General features: G+C 57.7%; 14 protein-coding genes. 4 read left to right on the top strand and 10 right to left on the bottom strand.

The features are described from left to right. Positions 1-54: 54 nt before the first annotated feature. From NQZ67_RS14670 to NQZ67_RS14660, 3 genes are all read right to left on the bottom strand, one after another. Positions 55-507: a MarR family winged helix-turn-helix transcriptional regulator gene (locus NQZ67_RS14670; protein WP_257447055.1), complete on the bottom strand. Its 453-nt coding sequence runs from the start codon at positions 505-507 to the stop codon at positions 55-57. Between the two features lie 444 nt (positions 508-951). Continuing rightward, on the bottom strand, positions 952-2,358 hold the full coding sequence (locus NQZ67_RS14665; RefSeq protein WP_257447052.1) for an MATE family efflux transporter: 1,407 nt from the start codon (positions 2,356-2,358) through the stop codon (positions 952-954). 698 nt (positions 2,359-3,056) lie between these two features. Next, positions 3,057-5,291, bottom strand: coding sequence for a choice-of-anchor I family protein (locus NQZ67_RS14660; RefSeq protein WP_257447049.1), 2,235 nt, complete (start codon positions 5,289-5,291; stop codon positions 3,057-3,059). Between the two features lie 543 nt (positions 5,292-5,834). On the opposite strand from NQZ67_RS14660, the gene trpS reads away from it, so the two are divergent. Then, positions 5,835-6,821 carry a tryptophan--tRNA ligase gene (gene trpS / locus NQZ67_RS14655; RefSeq protein WP_257447047.1) on the top strand — a complete coding sequence of 329 codons (987 nt, stop codon included), beginning with the start codon at positions 5,835-5,837 and terminating at the stop codon, positions 6,819-6,821. Positions 6,822-7,238: 417 nt separating this feature from the next. Beyond that, positions 7,239-8,741: a WG repeat-containing protein gene (locus NQZ67_RS14650; RefSeq protein ID WP_257447044.1), complete on the top strand. Its 1,503-nt coding sequence runs from the start codon at positions 7,239-7,241 to the stop codon at positions 8,739-8,741. A gap of 82 nt (positions 8,742-8,823) precedes the next feature. On the opposite strand, the gene NQZ67_RS14645 is transcribed toward NQZ67_RS14650, so the two are convergent. Continuing rightward, the gene (locus NQZ67_RS14645) at positions 8,824-9,933 is read right to left on the bottom strand and encodes an MBL fold metallo-hydrolase (protein WP_257447041.1); all 1,110 of its coding nucleotides are present in this window, start codon (positions 9,931-9,933) and stop codon (positions 8,824-8,826) included. Positions 9,934-10,031: 98 nt separating this feature from the next. On the opposite strand from NQZ67_RS14645, the gene NQZ67_RS14640 reads away from it, so the two are divergent. Further along, the gene (locus NQZ67_RS14640) at positions 10,032-10,982 is read left to right on the top strand and encodes an N-acetylglucosamine kinase (protein ID WP_257447039.1); all 951 of its coding nucleotides are present in this window, start codon (positions 10,032-10,034) and stop codon (positions 10,980-10,982) included. A 29-nt stretch (positions 10,983-11,011) separates the two neighbouring features. Here NQZ67_RS14640 and NQZ67_RS14635 read toward each other — a convergent pair whose 3' ends face one another. The 5 genes from NQZ67_RS14635 to NQZ67_RS14615 all read right to left on the bottom strand — a co-directional run bounded on the left by NQZ67_RS14635 (position 11,012) and on the right by NQZ67_RS14615 (position 16,137). Next, complete coding sequence (locus NQZ67_RS14635; RefSeq protein ID WP_257447036.1) at positions 11,012-11,506, bottom strand: hypothetical protein; 495 nt, start codon at positions 11,504-11,506, stop codon at positions 11,012-11,014. 202 nt (positions 11,507-11,708) lie between these two features. Next, positions 11,709-12,122: a TipAS antibiotic-recognition domain-containing protein gene (locus NQZ67_RS14630; RefSeq protein WP_257447033.1), complete on the bottom strand. Its 414-nt coding sequence runs from the start codon at positions 12,120-12,122 to the stop codon at positions 11,709-11,711. Positions 12,123-12,622: 500 nt separating this feature from the next. Continuing rightward, complete coding sequence (locus NQZ67_RS14625) at positions 12,623-13,093, bottom strand: hypothetical protein (RefSeq protein WP_257447030.1); 471 nt, start codon at positions 13,091-13,093, stop codon at positions 12,623-12,625. A 36-nt stretch (positions 13,094-13,129) separates the two neighbouring features. Beyond that, positions 13,130-14,329, bottom strand: a complete 1,200-nt coding sequence (locus NQZ67_RS14620; RefSeq protein WP_257447027.1) for a glycosyltransferase family 4 protein — start codon at positions 14,327-14,329, stop codon at positions 13,130-13,132. Then, a complete protein-coding gene (locus NQZ67_RS14615; protein WP_257447024.1) occupies positions 14,326-16,137 on the bottom strand; it encodes a CotS family spore coat protein in 1,812 nt (603 codons plus the stop codon). The genes NQZ67_RS14620 and NQZ67_RS14615 overlap by 4 nt, the downstream gene beginning before the upstream one ends. Before the next feature lie 161 nt (positions 16,138-16,298). Between NQZ67_RS14615 and NQZ67_RS14610 the strand changes: the two genes are divergently transcribed. After that, entirely contained in the window at positions 16,299-16,733 is a 435-nt protein-coding gene (locus NQZ67_RS14610) for an SRPBCC family protein (RefSeq protein ID WP_257447021.1), read from the top strand. Between the two features lie 88 nt (positions 16,734-16,821). On the opposite strand, the gene NQZ67_RS14605 is transcribed toward NQZ67_RS14610, so the two are convergent. Then, complete coding sequence (locus NQZ67_RS14605; protein WP_257447017.1) at positions 16,822-22,398, bottom strand: phosphodiester glycosidase family protein; 5,577 nt, start codon at positions 22,396-22,398, stop codon at positions 16,822-16,824. Positions 22,399-22,963 lie beyond the last annotated feature (565 nt).

Below are 22,963 nucleotides of genomic sequence, written 5' to 3'. Positions count from 1 at the left end.
CCTTGTGATGACAGCCGACTCAACCATTGCCTGCCGCCATCCCGCTTGACGATGCTACTTGTAGGACTGCTGCGCGTATTTCCCAAGCTTCTTCAGCAGCTCGCTCGCCGCCCGCTTCTCTTCCGGCGTTAACCCTGCCGTTGCTTGCTCGATAACGCTAGTGTGCTCCGGGAAGATCTCTTCTATGAACCGACAGCCTTCATCCGTCACTTCGGCGTAGATCAATCGGCGGTCTTCCTTGGAGGTGCGCCTCCTCACGAGGCTCTTCTTCTCCAGCTTGTCGATGACGTACGTGATGTTGCCGCTGCTCATGAGCACCTTACCGCCGATCTGCTGCAGCGGCTGCGGTCCTCTATGGTACAGAAGCTCCAGCACGCCGAACTCGGTCCGGTTCAGACCATGTCTGCGAATATCTCGGTCTCCATGGGCGTTCACCCACTGGCTGGCCCGGGACAATGCGATGTACAGGTCGAGCGCTTCATTCTTGATGTCGTTGCTTTCGCTCACTGCTTTCACCTCCGCTTGCTCGTTATTTCTTAATTTCGTTTATCTTAATTTAAAGATATCAGACGATTATGGTATTGTCAACACCCGATTTCAAAAAAGATATTCCGACTACGCTGGACTCTTCCATGAATGTTAGCTTGGCCAAACTTGTCGTTCTTATGCATGGGAGTGGTGGTGGGCTATAAGCGTGCGTGGCATGTCTATTCCGCTCGAATGCGGCGTGTCGCGAGTACTAAGCGTGTGTAGCACGTCTATTCCGCTTGAATGCGGGGTGGCGTGAGCATTAAGTTTGCGTGACACGCCTATTCCGCGCGAATACGGGGTGCTGCGGCAATAAGCGTTCATGGCACGTCTATTCCATTAAAAAAAAAGACCGCTTATCCTCAGGCAGGATAAGCGGCCCTTCTGCTCGGTGGTGCCCCACGGCACTAACTCTGGAATGCTCTACGTATGCGCCGCCACCGCATCCGGCTGCACGTCCGGGCGCACCAGCGAGTGCCTCTCCCAGGCGCGGCTGCGCCAGCGGAAGTAGAAGATGACCGCGCGAACCCATTCGTCCGCCGCGATCGCCAACCAAATGCCCACCAGTCCCATATTCATATGGAACACGAACAGATAGCCAAGCGACAAGCTCATGCCGACCATCGTGAACATGCCGACCCACAGCGGATATTTGGCGTCGCCGGAGGCGCGCAGCGAGTTGACGATGACGATGTTGATCGTCCGGCCAGTCTCAAGAATGATGCTATAGAGCAAGACCTGCGCCCCGATCCGGAGCACCTCCGCGTCGTCCGTGAATATCCCGACAAGCTGCTCGCGGAATAGGACGACCACGCCGATCATGAACAACGACACCACGCTGGCCGAGCGAACGCTCATCCAGACGCGTTTGTACGCGTCGTCCGGACGTCCCGCACCGACGAACCGGCCGACCATAATCGACGTGCCGATGCCGACCGCGAACGCGAACAAATAGATGAACATTGAAATGTTCGACGCGTACTGCTTGGCGGCCAAAGCCGCTTCTCCCAGATACGTCGTGTAGAACAGGAAAATCATCTGACAGCAATGATACATGACCTGCTCCAGCGCCGACGGGATGCCGATTTTTAATATTTTGCCGACGTATTCCTTGGACAAATTCAAATAATAGCTAACCTTGATCCGCACTTCCATAATCCGATACAGCAGCCAGAAGAACACAACTACCGCGATGAGCCGGCTTGCGATCGTGGAGATCGCCGCGCCTTCGACGCCCATCGCCGGCATGCCGAAGTTGCCGAAGATCAGAGCGTAGTTGCCGATAATGTGGATGACGTTCATCCCGAGCGCGACGAGCATCGCTTCCTTCGTGAAGCCGTGCACGCGGACAATCGCGGCCAGCGAGTTAATGATTGCCTGCAGGAAGATCGCCCCACCCACGATGCCGAGATAGCTCTGCGCGAACTCGTATACTTCGCCTGTCAGGTTCAGCGAGCGCAGCAGATAACCATTGAACAAAACAAACCCTATGCTCATCACGACGCCAACGATCAAGTTAAGCGTGACGGCGAGCGCGGATATTTTGGCCGCTTCAAAAAACTTCCGCGATCCGATATACTGCGCCACGACGATGGACGCCCCGTTGCCGATGACCTCCAGCAGCAGAATCGCGATGTGCAGATACTGGTTCGCCGCGCCGACGCCCGATACCGCGTTGTCGGAAATCGCGCTCAGCATGAACGTATCCGCGATCCCCATCATCATGAACAATGTCACTTCTAGAAATATAGGCCACGTCAGATAGAACAGCTTTAAATCCTTCGCTCCGTTGTCTTTCTTGGGTGATGCCTGACCAGCATGCCCTTCCATCCTATCACCTTCATTCTGTATCTCTTGTCTTGTTTTCTCTATATGACCATCGTATCGTAGCACACAATGAACTTCGTTGCATCAGCAATTATTGGCGAAAAAGCATGCGATTTTGTGAACCGCACTTCCCCCCACGAGCACGGCAAGAAACACTCGAGCCAGCTAGTCCGTCGAATGGTCGGCATGGCAGCCGACCGATGGGCGCTAACGGAAATGAGCGACGTTATTCATCGGAAATCAGGGCTTTCGGGGGGACATACGGAACTGAGCGCCCTTATTCCTTCGATTTCACTGGGAATCTCCCCTAAAACCATCAAATAACGGCGCTCAGTTCCGCTAGCATGGGAAAATCACGTTTTTTCCCCAAAATAGAGTCGCTCAGTTCCGTTAGGCGCTTGAGGTGTTCGAGGTACTCGTGCCACGGTAAGCGCTCGCTCGCGGCGATCGAGACGCTCGAGAAGATCGTGCGCGGGAAGCGCTCGAGGTGATCGGGCTGATCGATGCGCGCGGGCACGGGAAGCGCTAGCTCGCGGTACTCGAGACGCTCGAAACGATCGTGCCAAGGGAGGCGCTCGAAACGCCCGACAGCGTCCCCACACTAAAAAAAGGCGCAGCCTCCATTCCTGAAGGCTGTGCCTTTTTCATCCATGCAGACCTGCCCAGCGGCTTCCCAGCCTGGCGAAGAGTCTGTTGATCTGTTATTCCGCAGCGCTAGCCATGACCGCGCTCATCAAATGAAACAGCATCATGGCCGTCTGCTCGCGTGTTGCCATCTCCTGTGGCGCGAAGATGACGCCAGCCGCGCTATCCTTGCCCGAGATGATGCCCGCTTGCTGCGCGATGGCCACCGCTTCCTTCGCGTATTCGCTGATGGAGGCTTCATCCGAGAAGACGATCGGCTCATTCGCTTTAGGCAGCTCGATTCCCATTAATTTCGCGTTCCGGACCAGCATCGCCGCCATCTGCTCGCGCGTCACGCCTTCTTCCGGCTGGAAAGAGCCGTCACCCATGCCATTAACAATGCCGTTCTCCGCCGCCCATTCGACAGCCGCCGCATAATAAGCATCCGCAGCTACATCGGTAAAGCTGGACCGGTCCAGCTCACCGAGCTCAACCTCCGCCAGCCTTGCCAGCAGCAGCGTGAAGTCGGCGCGGGTCATGCCTGCCTTCGGAGCGAACTTGTCTTCGCCTACGCCGTTCATATAGCCGAACGTCGCGAGCATTTCAATCGCTTCCTTGGCATAGCTGTCCTCAATGTCCGTGAACGAAATTTCGGAAAGAACGCTCTCCTCCGCCACTTCGAACACGCCGACCTTACCGCCGACTTCGAAAGCCACGAGCAGCAGCGGATTGCCGGTCGGGCTGTCCTCGGCCGAGATAAACTCCAGTCCCTCAGGCGCTGTATCGGTGTCCAGAATCACTTCGCCTTCCGTATCCGCGAACTCGCGCGTGTTCACATAGCTGACGAACGATGGCTCGAGCGGATTCGTGACGTCGTACATCATAACGCCGCCGATGCGCTCGAGGCCGATGAACGCGTACGTCCGGTCGCCGATGACGCCAATCTTCACGTCCTCCGGCTCAGGGCCTTTCTTCTCGCTGCGGTCGTCCAGCTTCGCTTTGCTGTTGCTGGTATTGAAGTATTCCGGCACGGCAGTCGCCGTAATCCGCTCGAAGTCGCTGCCGCTGTCGAATACTTGCTTCATCGTGTCCGCCTCGTAGATCGAGAAGGAGCGTCCGCCGTACATATAGATGGCGTCATTGCCGCGGTCCGTCATCGCCTCGACGCCGTCATAAGCGTCCGTTCCCTGCAGAAACTTATAAGCCTCCGACTCCGCATCCAGCTTGCCCTTCAGCTCGCCCACTTCGCTGACGCCCACGCGATTCGGCCACTCCGTCGCGTCGCCTTCGTTCGCCGTCACGACATACGTTTTGCCGTCGACGGTATACGAAGCGATGCCATCCGGCATGTAAGCACCGAGGAAAGGCACGTTCTCGAACTTGATTTCGCCGTCCTTCACGATATCCAGCTCATTGGCAGGATCGTTGTAGTCCTTGTAGCCAAGCGACTTCACCGACACGATCTCGCCCTTCGCGATGTCTACCGTCGCGATCGCATTGTTCTCCTGCAGCGTCACGTAAGCCAGCTTGCCGTCCTCGGAGATCGTGATGTACTCCGGCTCCAGATCGTACAGCGCGTCCGCTTTGGTGCCAGCGCCGGCAATAATGCCGTTCGCATCTACGGCTCCACGAATATGGACATCGTCCGCAATAACCGCCGGCTTGTCAAAATACACCTGAACCGACTTCCCGCCCACCGTATCGACGATCGTCACGCTGCCCTTCGGATCCGCGCCCGGAACGCCCGTGCGATGCTCCGCCTCGTCCGCCGTCAGCACGTATTTGCCGTCGGCCGTCGCCGTAATCATGTCCGGCTGGATGCCCGCCGCGTATTCCTTCACAAGCTCGCCGTCGTAGTCGAGCGCGAGAATTTTGCCCGGCTTCGCGGCATCCGCCTCCTGAACCGCCACGTACACCAGATCCGTCTCGGTATTCACGACGACGCTAGTCAGGTCGCCGAACACGAAGCCGTTCGTCTCGGCCAGCTCCTTCACCAGCACCGTCTTCTCCTTCTTCAGCTCGCCTTGGCCGTCGCCCAGCGACACGATATCCAGGCTTGGAGGATTGCTCGAGCCGTTCACCAAGTAGAACTTGCCGTTGTCCTTATTGTATTTCACGATTTCGGCGACGCCGCCGTCCTCGTTATGCGTTCCTACTTCATAAGAGCCGATTTTGTTAAGCGCATATGTAGCTTGCGCTTCCTCGGCCGGAGCGGCCTCTTCCGCCATTACCGCGCTTCCTCCCAGCATCGTGCCCAGCGCAAGCTGCGACGCGACAAAGATGGACAGCGCTTTTTTGCTAACCTTCTTCACTTCTCATCCACTCCCTATAACATGATTAAGCCAAGTGTATAGAGGGTTTGTTTTCATGATGTTAATAATGGCGTTAAAGTATTGTAAAGGCTTGTCCGATGCCGGCAGCCGCCTACTTGACTCCGAAGGCTTTAACGGATATTCTAGGTAACAATAACCGATAACATACAGACACAGCCATGATGGGAAGTAGTACCCTATGGCGCCCATGCTATAGCGAGCCGGCGATTGGTGAAAGGTCCGGCGCATGAGCCCTTGGCGAATGGATCCCATCGCTTCGAACCGAACCTCCTCCGGGGGCAGTAGGCTTCGACGGCAGCTCCCTCCGTTACCTTGGGGAGGCATGATCGAAAGCACGCAAGCGGACGCGGCATATGCGCCTTATTGCTCCGTTCATGACAGAGTGCGGCCGGCTGGCCGAATTCGGGTGGTATCGCGGAGCATCGCTTCGTCCCTTGCATGGGGACGGGGCGTTTTTTTATGGCCTTATGTCCCCGGGAAAGACGCGCATTTCATTATTTAATGAGAAGAGAGGGTTCATCCATGGTAAAAAGAATTTTATCCGGAATCAAACCAAGCGGCGATCTGAACATCGGCGGCTACGTCGGCGCGCTTCGCCAGTACGTGATGTTCCAGAACGAATACGAGGGCTTCTTCTTCATCCCCGATCTGCATGCGATTACGGTGCCGCAGGATCCGAAGGAGCTGCGGGAGCGCTCCCGCCAAATCGCCGCGCTCTACATCGCCGCAGGCGTCAATCCCGACAAGAGCACCATCTTCCTCCAATCGCAGGTTCCGGCTCATGCCGAGCTTGGCTGGATCATGGAGACGCAGGCGCACTTCGGCGAGATGAGCCGCATGACGCAGTTCAAGGACAAGTCGGAGGGCAAAGACGTCGTTAGCTCCGCTCTCTTCACGTATCCCGCTCTGATGGCCGCGGACATCCTGCTCTATCAGGCGACGCACGTGCCGGTGGGCGACGACCAGAAGCAGCATCTCGAGCTGACCCGCGACCTCGCGACCCGCTTCAACAACCGTTTCGGCGAGACGTTCACCGTGCCGGAGCCGGTCATCCAAGAGATCGGCGCGCGCGTCATGGGCCTCGACGACCCGTCGAGCAAAATGAGCAAAAGCAATCCGAACACCAGCAGCTATGTGCTGCTGCTCGACACGCCGGCCGTCATTCGCAAGAAGTTCTCCCGCGCCGTCACGGACTCCGACATGGCTGTGCGCTATGACTGGGATGCGAAGCCGGCCGTCAGCAACCTGATCGAGATCTATTCCGTCTTCGGCGACGTCTCGATCGCGGACGTCGAGAGACGCTTCGAGGGCCAAGGCTACGGCGCGTTCAAGAAGGAGCTGGCGGAGGTCGTCATCGCGAAGCTGACTCCGTTCCAGGAGAAGTACGAGGAGCTCATTCAGTCCGAGGAGCTCGATCGCATCCTCAAGGAGGGCGCCCGCAAAGCGTCCGAGGAAGCGCAGAAGACGCTCGACGCCGCCAAACGCGCGATGGGATTACTGGTGTACTAATGGTCATACGCTTAGAACGGAGACTTCCTCGACCCGAGGAGTCTCCGTTTTTTGCGTATCCTAGCAGACACCAAATTTGATAGACTTTTCCTACCGATTGCATTATACTCTCTTGAGAATTTCACTTAAAATAGCGTGTTCAAAAAGTCCAGTTTTCAGCACAAGAGCTTATGCTTCCGATGCTGCGTTTTTTTCAAAAACGCTGCAGAAGATCGGATGAAGCTAGGAAATGAGGAGCGGAGCGTAGTGGAAGCTACGTGAGCACCTGAAGCGTTTCCGTAGGAAACGCACTTCGAAAGCATACGCTCAGTTTCGGCTGAATTCGATATTCGACGTCGAGTATGCTCCCCGATATGCTTCGTGATCAAAAGTGGACTTTTTGAACAACCTCTTAAAAGAAAAGGAGCCTATTTCAACATGAAAAAAGCAGTAAGCGTATGTCTCGCCCTCATCTTGCTAACCGCCCTCATGCCCGCCGCCTACGCAGGCATAGGTTCCGGCACGGCGTCCGCGAAGGATTCGAAGTACCTGCCCTACGCGGAAGTAGGACCCCTCAGCGAAGGATTGGCCTGGTATTATTCATTGGGAACGAGTGCCGATACATATGGATTTATCAACGCAAAAGGGAAGATTGTCATCCGAGCTCAGTATCTGGATGTCACCAGCTTCAGCGAAGGCCTGGCCGGCGTGTACGTGGACGGCAAATGGGGCTATATTGACCAAACCGGCCAGCTTGTCGTGCAGCCGCAATACGAGCTTGGCGCCGCCCAGTTTAAAGACGGACTCGTGCAAGTGACGAGAAACGGAAAGTGGGGCTACATCGATCGCACAGGCAAGGAAGTCATTCCGCTGCAATACGACGATGCGAATACGTTCGGGGAAGGTCTCGCGCACGTCAAGCTTAACGGCCAATACGGTTACATCAATAAGCAAGGCACGCTCGTCATTCACCCGCAATTTGAAATCGCGACGGCGTTCAGCGACGGACTAGCCGCCGTTCGGAAGGATGGAAAGTGGGGGTATATCGACAAAACGGGAGCAACGGTCATTCCTTTCAACTACGCTTCCGCGCTTCCCTTCCATAACGGACTAGCCGCGATTGAAGCCAATGGCAAATGGGGCTATATCGACAAGAACGACAATTTCGTCATCCGGCCCCGGTACGAAGCCGCGGACAGCTTCAGCGAAGGACTCGCGGCCGTTCAGCGAAACGGCCTTTGGGGTTTTACCGACAAATCGGGCAAGGAAGTCATTAAACCGAAGTATTCCGGCTTGTATCAGGAGTTTACGGAAGGCTATGCTATCGTCTCGAAAGCCGACAATAACGGAACCGAGATTCAAGGGTATGTGAACAAAAAAGGCGCGGAAGTCATCGGCTTCAAGGAAGGCCAGGATGGCTATAGCGGCACCGCATTCAGCAACGGCCTCGCCGTCGTGTCCGACGGCGGCCAGCGCGCGTATTATTTCGTCCAGAGACCTGTCGCGAAGGCGACGGCCAAGCCCACTTCTTCCAAGGTGGAGGTAGACGGGGAGACGGTCGCGTTCGAAGCCTACAATATAGAGGGCAGCAACTATTTCAAGCTGCGCGACCTCGCCATGGTGCTGAACGAAACGGCCAAAACCTTCGAAATCGAATATGACGCCGAAAAAGATGCGATTTACCTTACTTCCGGCAAGCCTTACACGCCGGTATCCGGCGAGCTCTCCGTCTCCCCGAGCACCGCGGCGAAGAGCGCCACGGAAGCCTATTTAAGCCTTTATGTGGACGGCCAGGCTCTGAAGCTGCTGGCCTACAACATCGGCGGCAACAATTACTACAAGCTGCGAGATATCGCGCAAGCGATCGACTTCGGCGTCACCTGGGACAGCGAGACCAAACGAATCGGCATCGATACGTCTTCGGCATACGTGCCGGAATAAGACCAAGCACGGCAGCGAACAGCAAAGCACCTGCTCCGAGAGGAGACAGGTGCTTTGTTCTTGTGCTTGCTTCTATTAGCAGCTAGGCCCCGCGCCACCATTTGGCCGTCGGATACGCCGGCGCCCCGATCGTGACGCTTTCGCCGATCATCGGCGTCGCGATGCGCACGCCCCGGCGCTCCGCTTCCCGCACGACTCTCTCCGGCGGATCGTTCCAATCATGCAGCGCCAGGGTGAACCCGCCCCAATGGATCGGGATCAGCACATTCCCGCGCACATCCTCGTGCGCCTGTACCGTCTGCTCCGGCAGCATGTGAATCGCCGCCCAGCGCTCGTCGTACTGTCCGCACTCCATCATCGTCAGGTCGAACGGACCGTACCGCTCCCCAATTTCCTTGAAATGAGGGCCATACCCGCTGTCGCCGCAGAAATATAACCGGCTCTCCTTGCCATGGATGACCCAAGAGCACCAGAGCGTGCTGTCCCGGTCACCCGTGCCTCTTCCGGAAAAATGGCGCGAAGGCGCGCAAGCAATTTTGAGCGGCCCCAGCTCCATCTCCTGCCACCAGTCCAGCTCGGTAATGCGCTCCCCTTCTACGCCCCAGCGGCGAAGATGGTTGCCGACGCCCAGAGGGACAAGGAAATGGCCGACCTTGGCCTGCAGCTTCTTGATCGAGCCATAGTCGAGATGATCGTAATGGTCGTGCGTGATGAATACGTAGTCAATAGGAGGCAGCTCCGCCAGATCCATCGGCAGCTTCCCTCCGAACCGCTTGCCCCCTACGATGGGGAAGGGCGAAGGCGCGTTGCCGAACATCGGATCGAACAAGATCGTCAGCCCGTCCGTCTGCAGCAAGGCCGCGGAGTGACCGAACCAGATGACCCGAGGCTCTGCCGGGTTCTCGAAGTCGCGCCGTCCCAACTGAAGCATTGGATATTCTCCCGTCGGCTTGCGGCTGGGGCTGCCTTTGAGAAACTCCCACGCGACCGGGAACATGTCTTTGACGCTTGTGGTCATTCGGGTAGGGACCGGATAGCGGAACGTCCCGTCTTCATAATGGGGCAGCGGCTCGAACCGCGTCCGCTGGCTTGCCGTGACTCGCCTTCCGAATGCCGGCACGATGCGCTGCACGACGGGCACAGCAACCGCTATGAGAAGAATGAGGCCCAGCAAAGTAATCGCAACGATCATCTTATATTTTCCTCCGTCTAGAGCTATAGTCTGTTCAGGTCCAGAACTTTCCAGTACAATCATTTTATCATATCTCTAGCGCAGGAGGCATCTCACCCATGGATTCATCGGTCGTCATCGGCATAGACGGAGGCGGGACGCATACGCGCGTCATGGTCTGCGACCTTCAGGGCAGCAAGCTCTCATACGTTGAAGGTCCCGCGTCGTCGCTTCACAAAGACAAAAACGCCGTGCATAACGTGCGGCAAACGATATTGGAGGCGCTCGCGGCGGCTGAGCGCGGGCTCGAAGACGTTCGGTACGTCGCGGCCGGGATAGCGGGCTATGATAGGCCCGAGGATCTGGAATGGGTATCGGAGCTGACGGACGTGCCGGGTCTTGAATGTCCTAAGCTGCATGTGAACGACGCGGTAGCCGCCCATGCCGGAGCGCTGCTGGCGAAGCCCGGCATCGTCGCGATATCCGGAACGGGCTCCATTATACTGGGCATTACAGAGTCCGGACGGCAGATCCGCAACTACGATTTCCATCATTATGCACCTTCCGCGGCGCGCTTCATTGCCTATGAGGCCGTGTTCGAGGCGCTTGCCGGCCAGCGGGACGACTCCGATACGCGCCTGATCGCCGCCATGCTGCGGCACTTTCAAGCGGACAATCTGGAAGAGCTGGCGGAATACGCGCGGCAAGGCTTCCATGCCGACCGGAGAGAACGAGACAAGCAGTTCGGCCAGTTCGCACCTGTCGTCACGGAAGAAGCCGAAAGAGGAAGCTCCATTGCGGCTTTCGTCCTGAATCGCGCCGTTCGCCAATTGAAAACCGGCATCGAGCTGATCGCCTCCGCCTTCGATGGCGACGAGGTTCGGGTCGCTTTGATCGGCAGTGTCCTTACTAGCCCTTATGTCTCCCGCGTCTTGACCGAGCAGCTGGCGGATGGCCGGAACAAACGTTACTTCGTCGAGCCTCCGCGTCATGAACCCGTCTTCGGGTCGGTGCTGCTTGCGCTGAAGGCGCTTGGGCAGCCGGAAGACTCCTATTCAATTGAGGCCTGATCGGCTGACGACGACGAAGGAGGCGCAAGCTACAGCAGCTTGCGCCTCTTGTGCGCGATATTGCGCTCCAAGAAACCGATCAGTTTGCCCTCCGCGTATTTGCCGTCCGGATGAATCATACTGTAGAGCCAGGTGACGACAGCCATTCCCATCGACCAGATGCCGCCGAACAGGAGGATATCCCGCCATGTCGCTCCCTCTGACCCTTCCGCCAATAAGAAAATCAGAGAAGACAAACTGAAGTTCACAACGATCGAGATCGGGTCCGTCAATCCTCGGAACGTAACGAACGTCACGCGCGTCTCTCCCTTTCTTCTGCTGATCCGCCCGAGCGCCTTGTTGAACACCCAATACCCCCTGCTCAACTTCCCCGTGTTGTAGCTTACTCTGAACCAGCCCAGCTTCGTCCATCCCGTAGCATGCTCCTCGCCGTAGAGCAGGGTGAAGGCGTCCAAGTTATCTCGGATAAAAGCTTTACATGCCGCTGGCGTCAGCTCCGAGACGTAGCTCCTGATTTTGATCATTGCGCGCACCTCCGATGCCATTACCTTTCATACGCCGGGGCGAACGTGTTTGTTGCATAAGAGAACGACGAAGAAGCCGCTCCTTTGCGGGCGACTTGATGCGGCGGATGCGGAGACAGGCGGCATGCTTCAAGGATGCTTCCCACCCACCCTTATAAAGCTATACCGCCGCTTTCCGACCCTCTTGCATATGTAGAGCCGACTACGATTTTGCGTTGTCGGCGAAATGCGCCATAGCATCGCGCATGAAAACGGCAAGACCTTCGCCGAATTCGTCGATGTTGTTCTTGAAGCGCGGATCGTTGACGTACATCTGCCCCAGGCCTCTGAATGCCTCCATCGAATAGGTGTTCACGCGGCTAAGCAATTTATACCATTCGCCGATCGCTTGTTGAGCTTTCGGGGATTTCGGGTCCTCATGGCGCATATCCGCCAATCTTTGGTACAAGTAGTTCAGCTCGTCCTCAAAGTTCCACAGCTGGCCCTTCCTCAGCATCGCGTCCACCTTGGCGTTCGACTCGTCGACCTTCTTGTCGCCCCATAGCTTGCGCGCGTCCTTCTCGAACGGGTTGCTGCCGCTGAAGTCAAAGGCCTTTTTCTTGTTCTTATTCGTCATGTGAACCTCTCCTCTTGTGTGCTGGATCATCTTCTTCATCGCCGCTGCAGACCAGGAAAGCCGACAAGACGGCAAACGAATTCGCATTGCGGTCTGGAATAAGCTCACGCTTCGCGTCATAAGGTGTACGGTCGCATGAATTCCATTGATCCCGCAAATTGTCGACCAACCAATCGCTTAACGTTCGCGCCCTTTCCTATAAAATAACACGCAACGCAGCAGTCAATACAATATTTTAAACTTTTTTTGCCCGAAAGGGAATCTGTCCCAAATATTCGCTTCATAATGAGGGCCTAAGACGCGTTCCAAAAAGCTGCTCTTACCCCGCTTCACATACCCAAACCATTGGGGAAGCCTGTTTATACAATATAGAAGCTTTGAAAATATGAAGCAGACGGAGGGATACGCTCTTGTCCATTCTGAAGCAAGTGAAGGCCGTGCTAAAAACAAAAGAGGCTTCTCAAATGGTGGTCGAGTTCAACGATGGGAGCACGAAGGAATTAACGCTGGAAGGCCGCAAATCGGAAATAAAGAGCATGCTGAACCAGATCAATTGGGATGACGTCGCGGAGGTCCAATTCGTTATCATCGAAGAAGAAGCAGAGGAGCTTGAAGAAGAAAAAGCCATTGTCCGATCCGCCGACGACGATGATGACGATGATGACGACGAGGACGACGATGATGAAGACGATGACGATGACGACGACGATGACGATGACGACGACGATGACGGCGACGATGACGGCGACGATGACGATGACGATGATGACGACGAGGTCGACGATGATGAAGACGATGACGACGATGATGACGACGACGACGATGACGACGACGACGACGACGATGACGATGACGATGACGACGACGACGACGACGATGACGACGATGACGATGACGACGATGATGATGACGACGATGATGACGATGACGACGATGATGACGACGATGATGACGACGTCTAAGCAAAACAATACAACCCTGCCGTTAATCGGCAGGGTTGTCGTTTTTTATTCCCGCGTGCTGTCGTCCTCCGCATCAGACGCCTCTGCAGCCGATATGGTGGCCGCGACTCTCGACCACACATCCAAAATATTGCCGGCCACATGGTTCCACGTGAAGTTCTCTTCGACGAGCTTGCGGCCGTGAAGGCCCATCTGCCGGGCGCCGCCGAGGTTCGACAGCATGCTGTTCAGATGGGACGCGTATTCGGCGGGATCCTCGGGATTCTGAATGATGACGCCGTTGTTGCTCCGGATTATCTCCGGATTCCCCCCTCTGGCCGTCGTAATGAGCGGAAGGCCGGCCGCCATCGCCTCATAATGCACGCGAGCGAGCGGCTCCTCCCAGATGGACGTGCAGACGAAGACGTCCGCCGCGCAGAACCATTTGTGCACCTCGCTCGCCTGGACATAGCCCGTCGTGATGACCGGAATAGGAGATTTCTCCGCCATAGCCCTTAGGTAAGCGATGTAATCGCTGATGTGGTCATCGCTGTACCATGCGGCGCCGACAATGACGAGCACGGCGTCGGAATGCTTCAGCTGATTCATGGCCCGGACCAGCACATGCGGTCCCTTGTTGCGGGACAGACGGCCGACGAACAGGATGACTTTTTTGTTGCCGAGATTATGCTGGGACCGGATGCTCTCGCGATCCCGCTGAGCGGACTGCGACTGCTTCCACGGCGCGAAGCGCGAAAGGTCGACTCCCGAATAGATCGTGCGAATCTTGGATGCCGCCTTCGGATAATATCGAACGATCTCCGAGCCGATATAGTTGCTGATCGTGACGATCGTCTCGACGCGATCGACGACGGCATCGCCCTCCTGCCTGCTCAGCTTCACCGGGTTGAACATATCGTTATGCATGCTGAGCACGATACGGGCGTTCGGTCTGACGGACGACACGGGCATCACCATCTTCGGACGGTTGAAGATATGAATGACGTCGTATTGCTCTTTGCTCGATTCCAAATACGGTATGACGTTGCTCATATAGATGTCCAGAACGCCTTGGGATTCGAACCGAATATAGCGGATGCCGCCTACCCTCTCGTCATTCGGCAGATCGGGGTCCGACCTGCCGATGATCGTTAGGTTATGATGCTTGCTCAGCAGCCGCGCGACGCCCCCGATATAGGTCTGGATGGCCCCTCCCCGAATATTCGGCACCGGAAGCTTCTCCGTGCATATCATCAAAATGTTCATCTCGCGATCTCCCTCATCGTTGCGCTTCTTCTAAAAGCGGTGATAAATGCCTTGGCGGACGGCTTGCGGGCGTAGGACTTCACCGAATTCCTATTGACCGCTTTGCCGACCGCCTTCTTCTTCACGGGCTTCTGAAGCGGGCTTCGAACTACGGTTTTGACCACCTGTGCCGATTGCTTCTTCTTCACCGCCGGCTTAGCGGTTGATTTCTTCAGTCTGCCGGTTGTTGTCCCAGCGGCTTGCCGCTTAGGCTGCGGCCGGGCAGCACGCGGCTGAGCCTGCTTCGGCTTGGACGCACCCGTCGGCCTGCTTGCTTGTTTGCCCGATTGCAGTCTCCTCGGCTTGGTTGACTGCGCGGTTCCCGCCGCTCTGCGCGGCTCGCCGCTGCGTCTGCGCTGGACCTTCTTGCGCACCCTTCTCGCCGGATTGCCGACAAGCGGCTGCGATTCCGCTCCCGGCGCCGTGCGGACGACACGTCTCGGCTCGGTTGCCGGACGCGGTCCTTCGACGAGTCTGACCGAACCGTCCGGCTGCACGACGAGCCGGATAATTTTCGAGCTTCGCCGTCTCTCCTCTTGAACCGGTCTGAGACTCTCCGCAGGTGCGCCGCCTTCCACAGGCCGGCTGCCTCTCGCGTAATCCCGGTACGCATATGGCTCGCTCGCCGCCTCTTCTTCGACATCCGGATAATTGCCGGACGGATAGTTCGCCATATCCTTCTCGAGCTCGCGAAGCACTTCCCATTTGTTCGCTTCCGTCGCCACGACGCGGTCAAGAATGGCGTCCAGCTCCGTGTTCATGAACTCCACAGGACGGAATACAACCTCTTTCACGTGCTTGTAGAATTCGTTCGGGAACGCCATGTCGATCCACAGCAGCTCGAACGTCTCCCGGTCAAGCGGATTGGCGCGGTGGTAAGCGTCAATAACGCCGCGGATCCAAGCCAGATCCCAGGCTCCCATGTCGTCCATCGTGCTCGTGATGATCTTCCGGAGATCCCGGATCGGCAGATCGTACGCGACGCCGTCCAGGTCGATGACCCAGATGCCGTTCGGGCCCATCTGTCCGTTGGACCAGCCGTAGTCCTGATGCGCCAAGCCCCAATGCGACTCGCCTTTTCGAATCATTTTGCGGTAGGACGAGGCTTGGAATCTGGCAAAAATATCTTTGGCCTGCTGCTCGAACGTATCCAGCACCGACAGCAGATGCGGGCTCGCGGCCGCTTCGGGATAAGCGAGCCCGATGTGGCGGAACCAGCCGATCTTGGTCATAATCTTCTCGTATTGGCTTTCCCACTTGAAAATCCGCGAGGAACGGCCGGCTTCAAGCGGCGGAACATAACCCTTCGTCCAGCTGTGAAATTCGCCCAGACCATGGCAGAGCGTCATCGCTCCGTCCAAATCGATCTTCGCGACGGGTGTCAGGGTGTCGATCCAATCGGTTACGATCCACAGCTTGCCGCCGGCGACTACGGAATTATTGCCGTCCTTCGTGTGAATAATGGCAGGCACGCGGCCTCCCTTGCCTACCACGTATTCCTGCGCCCCCACGCTGAACAAGCTGCGCTCCGGCGTTCGATGGAGAACCTTCAAACTCCGGGGGCCGTGATTCGTCTCGATCCGCCAAATCGCCCCGCCCTTATCGGGCTTGGAGGTGATCAGCGTCATGCCTTTAACGTCCATCGCATAGGACTTGCATACTTGATAAGCGAGCTGCTCGAGCTCGGGGGGAACGTATTGTTCCAGGTTAATTCCGGACGTTTCTTCTGTCAGCATGTCATCCCAAGGCACAATCCGGTATTGTTCCAAATAAGCAACCTCCACTCATGAGTAACGAATAAATACGAAGTTCCTATATTTATATGTTTCATGAACGTTAGCGGAAAGGTATACAAGTGGAGTTTATGTGGAACTCGCCCTGAATTGGGATATACTAGTGTGGACCAGTCATAAGAAGGCGGGGATTCCTAGTGGTAGATGTGTTGACGGAAATTTTGATACGCCGCCCATGCGGCCAGGTTGCCGACTATGCGGCCAACCCGGATCGGGCCCCGGAATGGTACGTGAATATTAAGAAAGCCGAGTGGCGCTCGCCAAAGCCTCTGCAGATCGGATCCCATATCGCGTTCAAGGCCTCCTTCCTCGGAAGGGAGCTCGCTTACGTCTACGAGATTGCCGATTACGATCCAGGCAGGCTGCTGGTGATGCGGACGGCGGACGGCCCGTTCCCGATGGAGACGACGTACACCTGGGAGCCGGTCGAGGAGAACATGACCCGCATGACGCTCCGCAACCGGGGCAACCCGGCGGGCTTCTCCGCTCTCGTCGCTCCGTTCATGGCCTTCATGATGAGAAGAGCCAATCGGAAGGACTTGCGGAATATCAAGAGAATTCTGGAGTCCTGAAGCCGGAAGAAGGCTGCCTGCCCGCCGGAACGGGTATGGCAGCCTTTTTTACGTTATGCCTGTATAGAAGCATCGGTGTGGATAACGGCTAGTCTTCGAATCTTAATAAATTGTAAACCAACTGTGCGGCCTGCGCTCGCGTGCCGGTACCCTCCGGTCGGAACTCTCCGCCGGGATAGCCCTGCATCAGGTTCAGCTTATGAGCCTCCGCAACAGCCTGCCGCGCCCATTCTGGCGCTTCCGCCATGTCCGAGAACGACTGCGGCAAGGAGTCTCCGGAGACGGCTTCTCCCGTCCGGTACGCATGCGCGCGCACAATCATGGCGGCCATCTCCTGGCGCGTCACTTCGTCATCCGGCGCGAACTCCCCATTACCTGTGCCGGTGACAATGCCGGCCTCTACGGCGAGACCGACCTCATCCGCATACCAGGCCGTCTCCGGCACATCCGCGAACTCGGCTTCGGCTTCGCCTTGCCCTTGCTCTTGCAGCTTCAGAGCCCGGACAAGCAGCGCCGCGAACTCGGCTCTCGTGACCCGGTTCTCCGGATCGAAGCGGTCCGCTTCGACTCCTTGCGCTACCTGCCAAGCCGTCAGCGCGGCGATCGCATCGGCCGCCCAATGGCCAGCGGCCACATCCCGGTACGGCTTGCGGAATTCGAGCGCGGCATAGACGCTGAAGTGCGTCAGCTCGGCGGACAGCCAGCCGTCCTTCCACGCTCCGCCCGCATATTCAAGCTCTCCCTCATCCGAGATAAAATAAATACCCGTCAGCTCCCGGTCCGTCGACCCTTGCGCGGCAATCGCAACCGTCAGCGGATGCTCGAATCGGCTGACCGACGTCTTCTTGCCGCTTGAATCGGCGACAACCAGATGGAAGGCCAGCAGACCGCTCGCCGCTTGCAGCTCGGCGTCTGCCTGCCCGCTCGCTTGCTCGAGCAAGTCATGGGCCTGCTGCTCCTCGACGCGTTCCACATGCAGCGTCAGAACGCCGTCTCCTCGCAGATCTGCCGGCAGCTTGGCGGCCACCTCCTGCAGCCATTCCGATGGCAGGGTGAGCCGCAGCGCTTCCGACTGCACGATCAGATCGCTGCCATCCAGCAGCTCCGCCGCGTCGCCAGGGATCGTCAGCTCGCTTAGCAAGCCCTCCATTTGAATAACGACGGCTTTGCCGCTCGCAGCCGGCTTCAGCTGTTCGTCCTTGAGCGCCAGCTGACCCGGCTTCACAGTCGGTGCAGGCGTCGGAATGGGCACTGGCAATGGAGTTGGCTTTTCTTTTTTGACGATATCGAACGTATCCACGAGCTCCCCCGTAACCGTCTTGGCAGTCAGGGTGATAGCGTCACCCGCGATTTCCACGGCTGTATAGATATTAACGTTTTCGTCGAAGACGACCTCCTGCCAGTACCTCTCCGTCCGATCGTAATATTTCGGGCCCGTGGAGCCGCCGATGACGTAGCGCGTGCCTTCGCCGTCCTTCACGATTTCCCCGCCCTTCATCGGGAAGGTCCGGAGGTAAATATGGTCGTGCCCGTTCAGAACCAGATCGACCTGATGCTTGTCGAAGACCGGTACCCAGCGGGTCTGAACGTTTTCGTTCGAATAGATGCTTCCGTACGGACCTTGATGGAAAACGACGACCTTCCATTTCTTATCCGACGCCGCAAGATCCCGATCCAGCCATTCGGCCTGCTCCTGCATCGCCTCGGTGCCTAGCTCGGTGTTCAGCATGGCGAAATGCGTGTCCTTCACGTCGAAGGAATAAGCGCTGCCCTTCGCCGATGCCGGACCGTTCTGCGGATTGTGGAAGTGCGCCAAGTAGTCGCCCGCACCGTTCGTGCCCGTCACCTCGTGATTGCCCACGACCGTGAGGAGCGTGTGGTTCATGAAAATATGCTGCGCCGCGCCGAACCACATCTTCCACTGCTCTTCCTCGTGCCCGTGATCGACCATGTCTCCTGCGTGAATTAGCAGCTCGGCGTCCGGCATGTCGGCCAGCGCCGCTTCGAGCGACGCGCCCCACTGGTCGAAGCCGGCCTGATCCGAGGCTTGCGAATCTCCGAAGAACAGCAGCTTCAGGCTGTCGCCGGTCGCCGCGGACGTGCGGAATTCCCCTTGCGCGCTCACATTACCGTCGCCATCGCCGACGCGGTAAACATAAGCCGTATCCGGCGCGAGACCGGTCACTACCGCCTTGTGCACCCGGTAGGTGCCGTCGTTGTTGGAGTTATACAGGCTGCTCGAGCCCTCCGTGCGAGTGACGTTATCCGCGCCGAAATCCGTAAATGCCGCCTTCGGCGCCCATTCCACGACCGTCTCCGACGAGTCGGGATGCGTATGCCATGTCAGCTGTCTGGACGTCGTCGCCTCTTCGCCCATCGACACATTCATATTGAAAGGCGCTGCTTCGCCCGCGTACGATGCAACCGGGAACGTGATGACCGGGCTGTAGGCGTCGCCCTTCTTCGCCTGCACCTGGAACGTGCCTACGGCCGTCGTCGCATCGGAGGTCGTCAGCTTGCCTGCCGCATCCGACAGCTGGCCTCCCGCGATTTCCGAACCGTTCAGCAGCAGAGTCGCTCCTTCGACGGGAACGCCATTCTCGCTGATGACAAACTCGGCAGGCTGACCCAGCGCAATATTCGCATGCGTCCATAGCAGCTTCAGCTTCGTGCGAATCGTCGACTCGATAGGAGCGCCGTAGAACGGCCTCGGCGCGCCGTCTCCTTCTATCATCACAATCGAACCGGACAGGAATTCAATCGTGTGAGGAAGAGTCGTCTCCTCGCCTTTGGACTGCTCGAGCCCGATCGGCCCGATGACGTCGCTCTTCACCGTATAGCGGATGGTCGCCAGCACATCGTCATCCGTCAGCGCCGCCGATTCCAGATCGGCGAACTCGGCGCGTACGATGCCTTCCGTTTCGTCGATTGCAGCGGTTGCTTGTGCCTCGGTTAGCTTCGGACCGCGGATGACCTCGAACGATCCCGCAGCGGCCGGATCGAACTTGTACTCCGCATGGCCGCCTTTCAGCTTGGCGGCGGATTCCGCCTTGATCGGCATCTCGTAGGTTTCTCCCGCGAACAGCTCCGCCGGCGATTCGTAAAGATATTGCGGCGAACCGAGATTCACGTTGAAATACCATTCCTTGATCGTCTGGTTGCCGCTCAGATCCCGAACGGCGACCTTCGCCTTATGTCTGCCCTCCGTCAGAGGCTCGGTCGGCGAATAGGTGATCGTGCCTTTCGGCGGATACAAGCCGTGCTGCACCGGCTGATCGTCCAGGTAAACCCGGATGGATGCCGGATCGATGAGCGTCGTCGCCGGATGCTGCACCGGATCGTAGCCGTCGTCCTCGGCGATCGCGCTGATCGTCGGATGCGCGTTTCTGACCGTATGGTTGGCGGCCGGCGAAATATCGCGAATGACCGGAGGCGCGATATCCTCCTCCACTGCCCCGTACAGGGCGCGGATATCGTCCACGTAGATGGCGCCGGCGTCCTTCTTGGCGTTACTGGTCTCCATGTAGCGGACCGGCATGTCGATGGTGAACGGCGGCGTTTTGCCTGCTGGCACGTTAGCCTCGACATAACGCCACCCCGTCCAGGTCACGCCCGTCGTCTGTTCGGTGAAGTCGAGCGGGAACGCGCCGTTGTTGCCGTCCCTCATCTGCATGCGAAGCCAATGCTTCTTGCCGTCGCCGTAAACCCACATGCTGATTTTTTGCGGATAACCCGGCACCTGTATTCTCGTCTCAGTTGATTTGGCCTGCAGATATGCGCCCGAGGTGCCCGTCTTCCCGGTAAAATCATACGTCAGCTTGAGCGAAGTATCGCCCGACCGGACGAAGTCCGGATTCGTCTCCTCGGCGATCGTCACCGTGTTGTAAGCCGCTCCGCCTTGCGTGTAGTTGGCAAGCCCGGACTCGAAATCTTCCAGCATCGCCGGCGGGATGCCCACGCTGACGTTCATGGACGCTTCGAGCTGGCCGTACTTGGCGATGATCCGGCCGATCTTGCCATTCTCGCTGGTCGCCGTGAACACGCCGTTCTCGTCGACGGAGCCGATCTCCCCTTCCACGCTCCATTCGAAGCTCTCGTTGCCGGCTTGAATGACTTGCCCGCTACGGGTCGCGACGACCGACAGCCGGTCCTGCATGCCGGATTCGTACGTCTTGACTTCGTCCGGGAATGCGATAGCGGTCAGCTGATCGACAACCTCGATCTCGGCCGCGCCTTGCACGCCGTCCGCTTGAACGGTTACGGGGCCCGTGCCGGCCTGCGCTCCGGCCGTGAACGTGCCGCTCGCGTCGACCGTCCCAAGCGAAGCTTCGACCTGCCACTCGGGCGTCCCGTTCAGCTGCGCGGGATGTCCGTTCGCATCCACGCCTAGGGCTTGGAACGCGAAGGACGAGCCCGCCAGAATGCGCTCCGCGTTCGGCCGAACCGCGAGGCTAGCGGCCGTGCCGAGCTCCGGCGCTTTGTTCACCAAGAGCAGGCTGTTGCCGGTTTTACGCTCGCCGCCGTCCGACGGGCTGTTCATGACTTGGAACGCCGTGCCGCCCGGCAACTTGGCCGCCAGCGTCGACGAGCCGCCTCCGTCGAGGTTCATGGCGTTGACGACGCCGAGGTCGGCCATTATGGCGGCCAGCTCATGCGTCTCGACGCCCTCGCTGAAGCCCGGCTGCCGGCCGTCGATTTCGAACAGGACGATCGTGCCGTCCGCCTTGGTGCCGATCGCCGTTCTCGGATGGACGCCGGCCGGACCGACGCCCGTCTGAACAATGCCATCCTTGATCAGCGGTCCCATGCCGCCGATCGCCACCTGCACGTCGCTCCATTCGCCGCTCAGCGTGAACTCCGCGGTTACTTCGTCGCCGGCTTCGAGTCCCGCCAGCACTGCACGCATGCCGCCCGATGCGGACAGGACAACTTGTCCCGCATTCAGCGGCGAGTTGCCTTGGCCGGCGCGCACCTCCGCCACCTTCAGCTGCATGGGCGCGCCGTGCTTCACGTCGCCCGACAGAATGTCTAGCACCACCTCGTCTCCCTCGTTCGAGGTCATCGTCGAGGTGTAATAGTCTGTGGTGTACAGCACCAGCTGATTATCGCTGCGGAACCGGTTAATATGCGTAATCGGCGTCACGGTGCCTTCGATCGTGATGTTTTTCTGCAGAATCGGACTGCCGTAGATGGATGTGCCGTCCGATCTCAGGCCGAACGCGAAGGCGCTGGTGGAGCTGTTCAATATTTTGCCGCCTCCGATGAACAGGCCGTTCGGCACGCCCGTCGCGTTGCCGCTGATCTCGTAGAAGTCGCCGTTAATGCCGGCGATAACTCTGCTGCCCGGCGCATCCGCATAGGCCGCCATCTGCGTGACGCCCTCCATGCCGCGAACCTTGCCGGACTTCGTGCCCGCGACGAGCTCCAGATTCATGCTGCCCGGATGGAACGAAACGAAATGAGCCTTCTGCGTTCCTCTTTCCGTCTCCATGTCGTACCACGTGTACGTCGCGCCTGGAGCCAGTTCCGTCTGCCGCTTGTCGATGACCTGCCCGTACGTAGTCGCCGGAGGATCCATTCCCCCTGCTTGAACCGCCGGCGCCAGTAACGAGATGAGCATCATGAGGGCTAGTACCAAACTGGCCGCGCGCTGCCTGACCTTCATTCCTTTCTACCTCCCTGCTGTTTTTGGACTATAACATTGTGATTATAGGCGAAATATTATTTCACCGTCAGTAATCTATATGAAATAAAATATTATCTTAACACTAGTCGTCCGATTTTCTTTTTTGTTTACGCGGCGGACATAATTTCCGGGACTAAAGCCATGGGCGGCGGGTTATTTCGGTGCTGTGCGGGTAGGAGCAGCTTGACGGGCTTATGTTAGCCTAGAGGGCTGGAGCTGCTTCGAGCTCGAAAGGGGACATTGTTGTAAAAGCGCATCATCTTTTGGTGCCGCGCAAAACGGCAGAGCGGATTCCTGCATAAGTGCAGCATTTTGATGCCAATCTGAGCCGAAAGCGGCGGATGCCGGAAAAATGCTGCACTTTTTGACACAATTCCAACGGAACAGCCCCGTTTCGCCGAAAATTCCTGCACATTTCAGGCTGTTGAGAAAGTTATAAACTTCAATAAATCACCGCGTTAATATGGTATAATGTAGTTAGTAACCATCCCACAGAAAGCGCGGTGTTTTTTTATGCTTCGCACGAATGATCCCAATCCGCAAT

Source organism: Paenibacillus soyae, from assembly GCF_024623455.1.
Lineage (GTDB): Bacteria > Bacillota > Bacilli > Paenibacillales > Paenibacillaceae > Pristimantibacillus > Pristimantibacillus soyae.
The sequence above is the reverse complement of the archived record's forward strand: the minus strand, read 5'-3'. Positions and strand labels throughout refer to the sequence as shown.

What these genes read in the sequence shown, in the direction of transcription:
- NQZ67_RS14665 (WP_257447052.1), bottom strand. Translation starts at nt 2,358, where the DNA reads ATGGAAGGGCATGCTGGTCAGGCATCACCCAAGAAAGACAACGGAGCG.
- trpS (WP_257447047.1), top strand. Translation starts at nt 5,835, where the DNA reads ATGGTAAAAAGAATTTTATCCGGAATCAAACCAAGCGGCGATCTGAAC.
- NQZ67_RS14650 (WP_257447044.1), top strand. Translation starts at nt 7,239, where the DNA reads ATGAAAAAAGCAGTAAGCGTATGTCTCGCCCTCATCTTGCTAACCGCC.
- NQZ67_RS14645 (WP_257447041.1), bottom strand. Translation starts at nt 9,933, where the DNA reads ATGATCGTTGCGATTACTTTGCTGGGCCTCATTCTTCTCATAGCGGTT.
- NQZ67_RS14640 (WP_257447039.1), top strand. Translation starts at nt 10,032, where the DNA reads ATGGATTCATCGGTCGTCATCGGCATAGACGGAGGCGGGACGCATACG.
- NQZ67_RS14635 (WP_257447036.1), bottom strand. Translation starts at nt 11,506, where the DNA reads ATGATCAAAATCAGGAGCTACGTCTCGGAGCTGACGCCAGCGGCATGT.
- NQZ67_RS14630 (WP_257447033.1), bottom strand. Translation starts at nt 12,122, where the DNA reads ATGACGAATAAGAACAAGAAAAAGGCCTTTGACTTCAGCGGCAGCAAC.
- NQZ67_RS14620 (WP_257447027.1), bottom strand. Translation starts at nt 14,329, where the DNA reads ATGAACATTTTGATGATATGCACGGAGAAGCTTCCGGTGCCGAATATT.
- NQZ67_RS14605 (WP_257447017.1), bottom strand. Translation starts at nt 22,398, where the DNA reads ATGAAGGTCAGGCAGCGCGCGGCCAGTTTGGTACTAGCCCTCATGATG.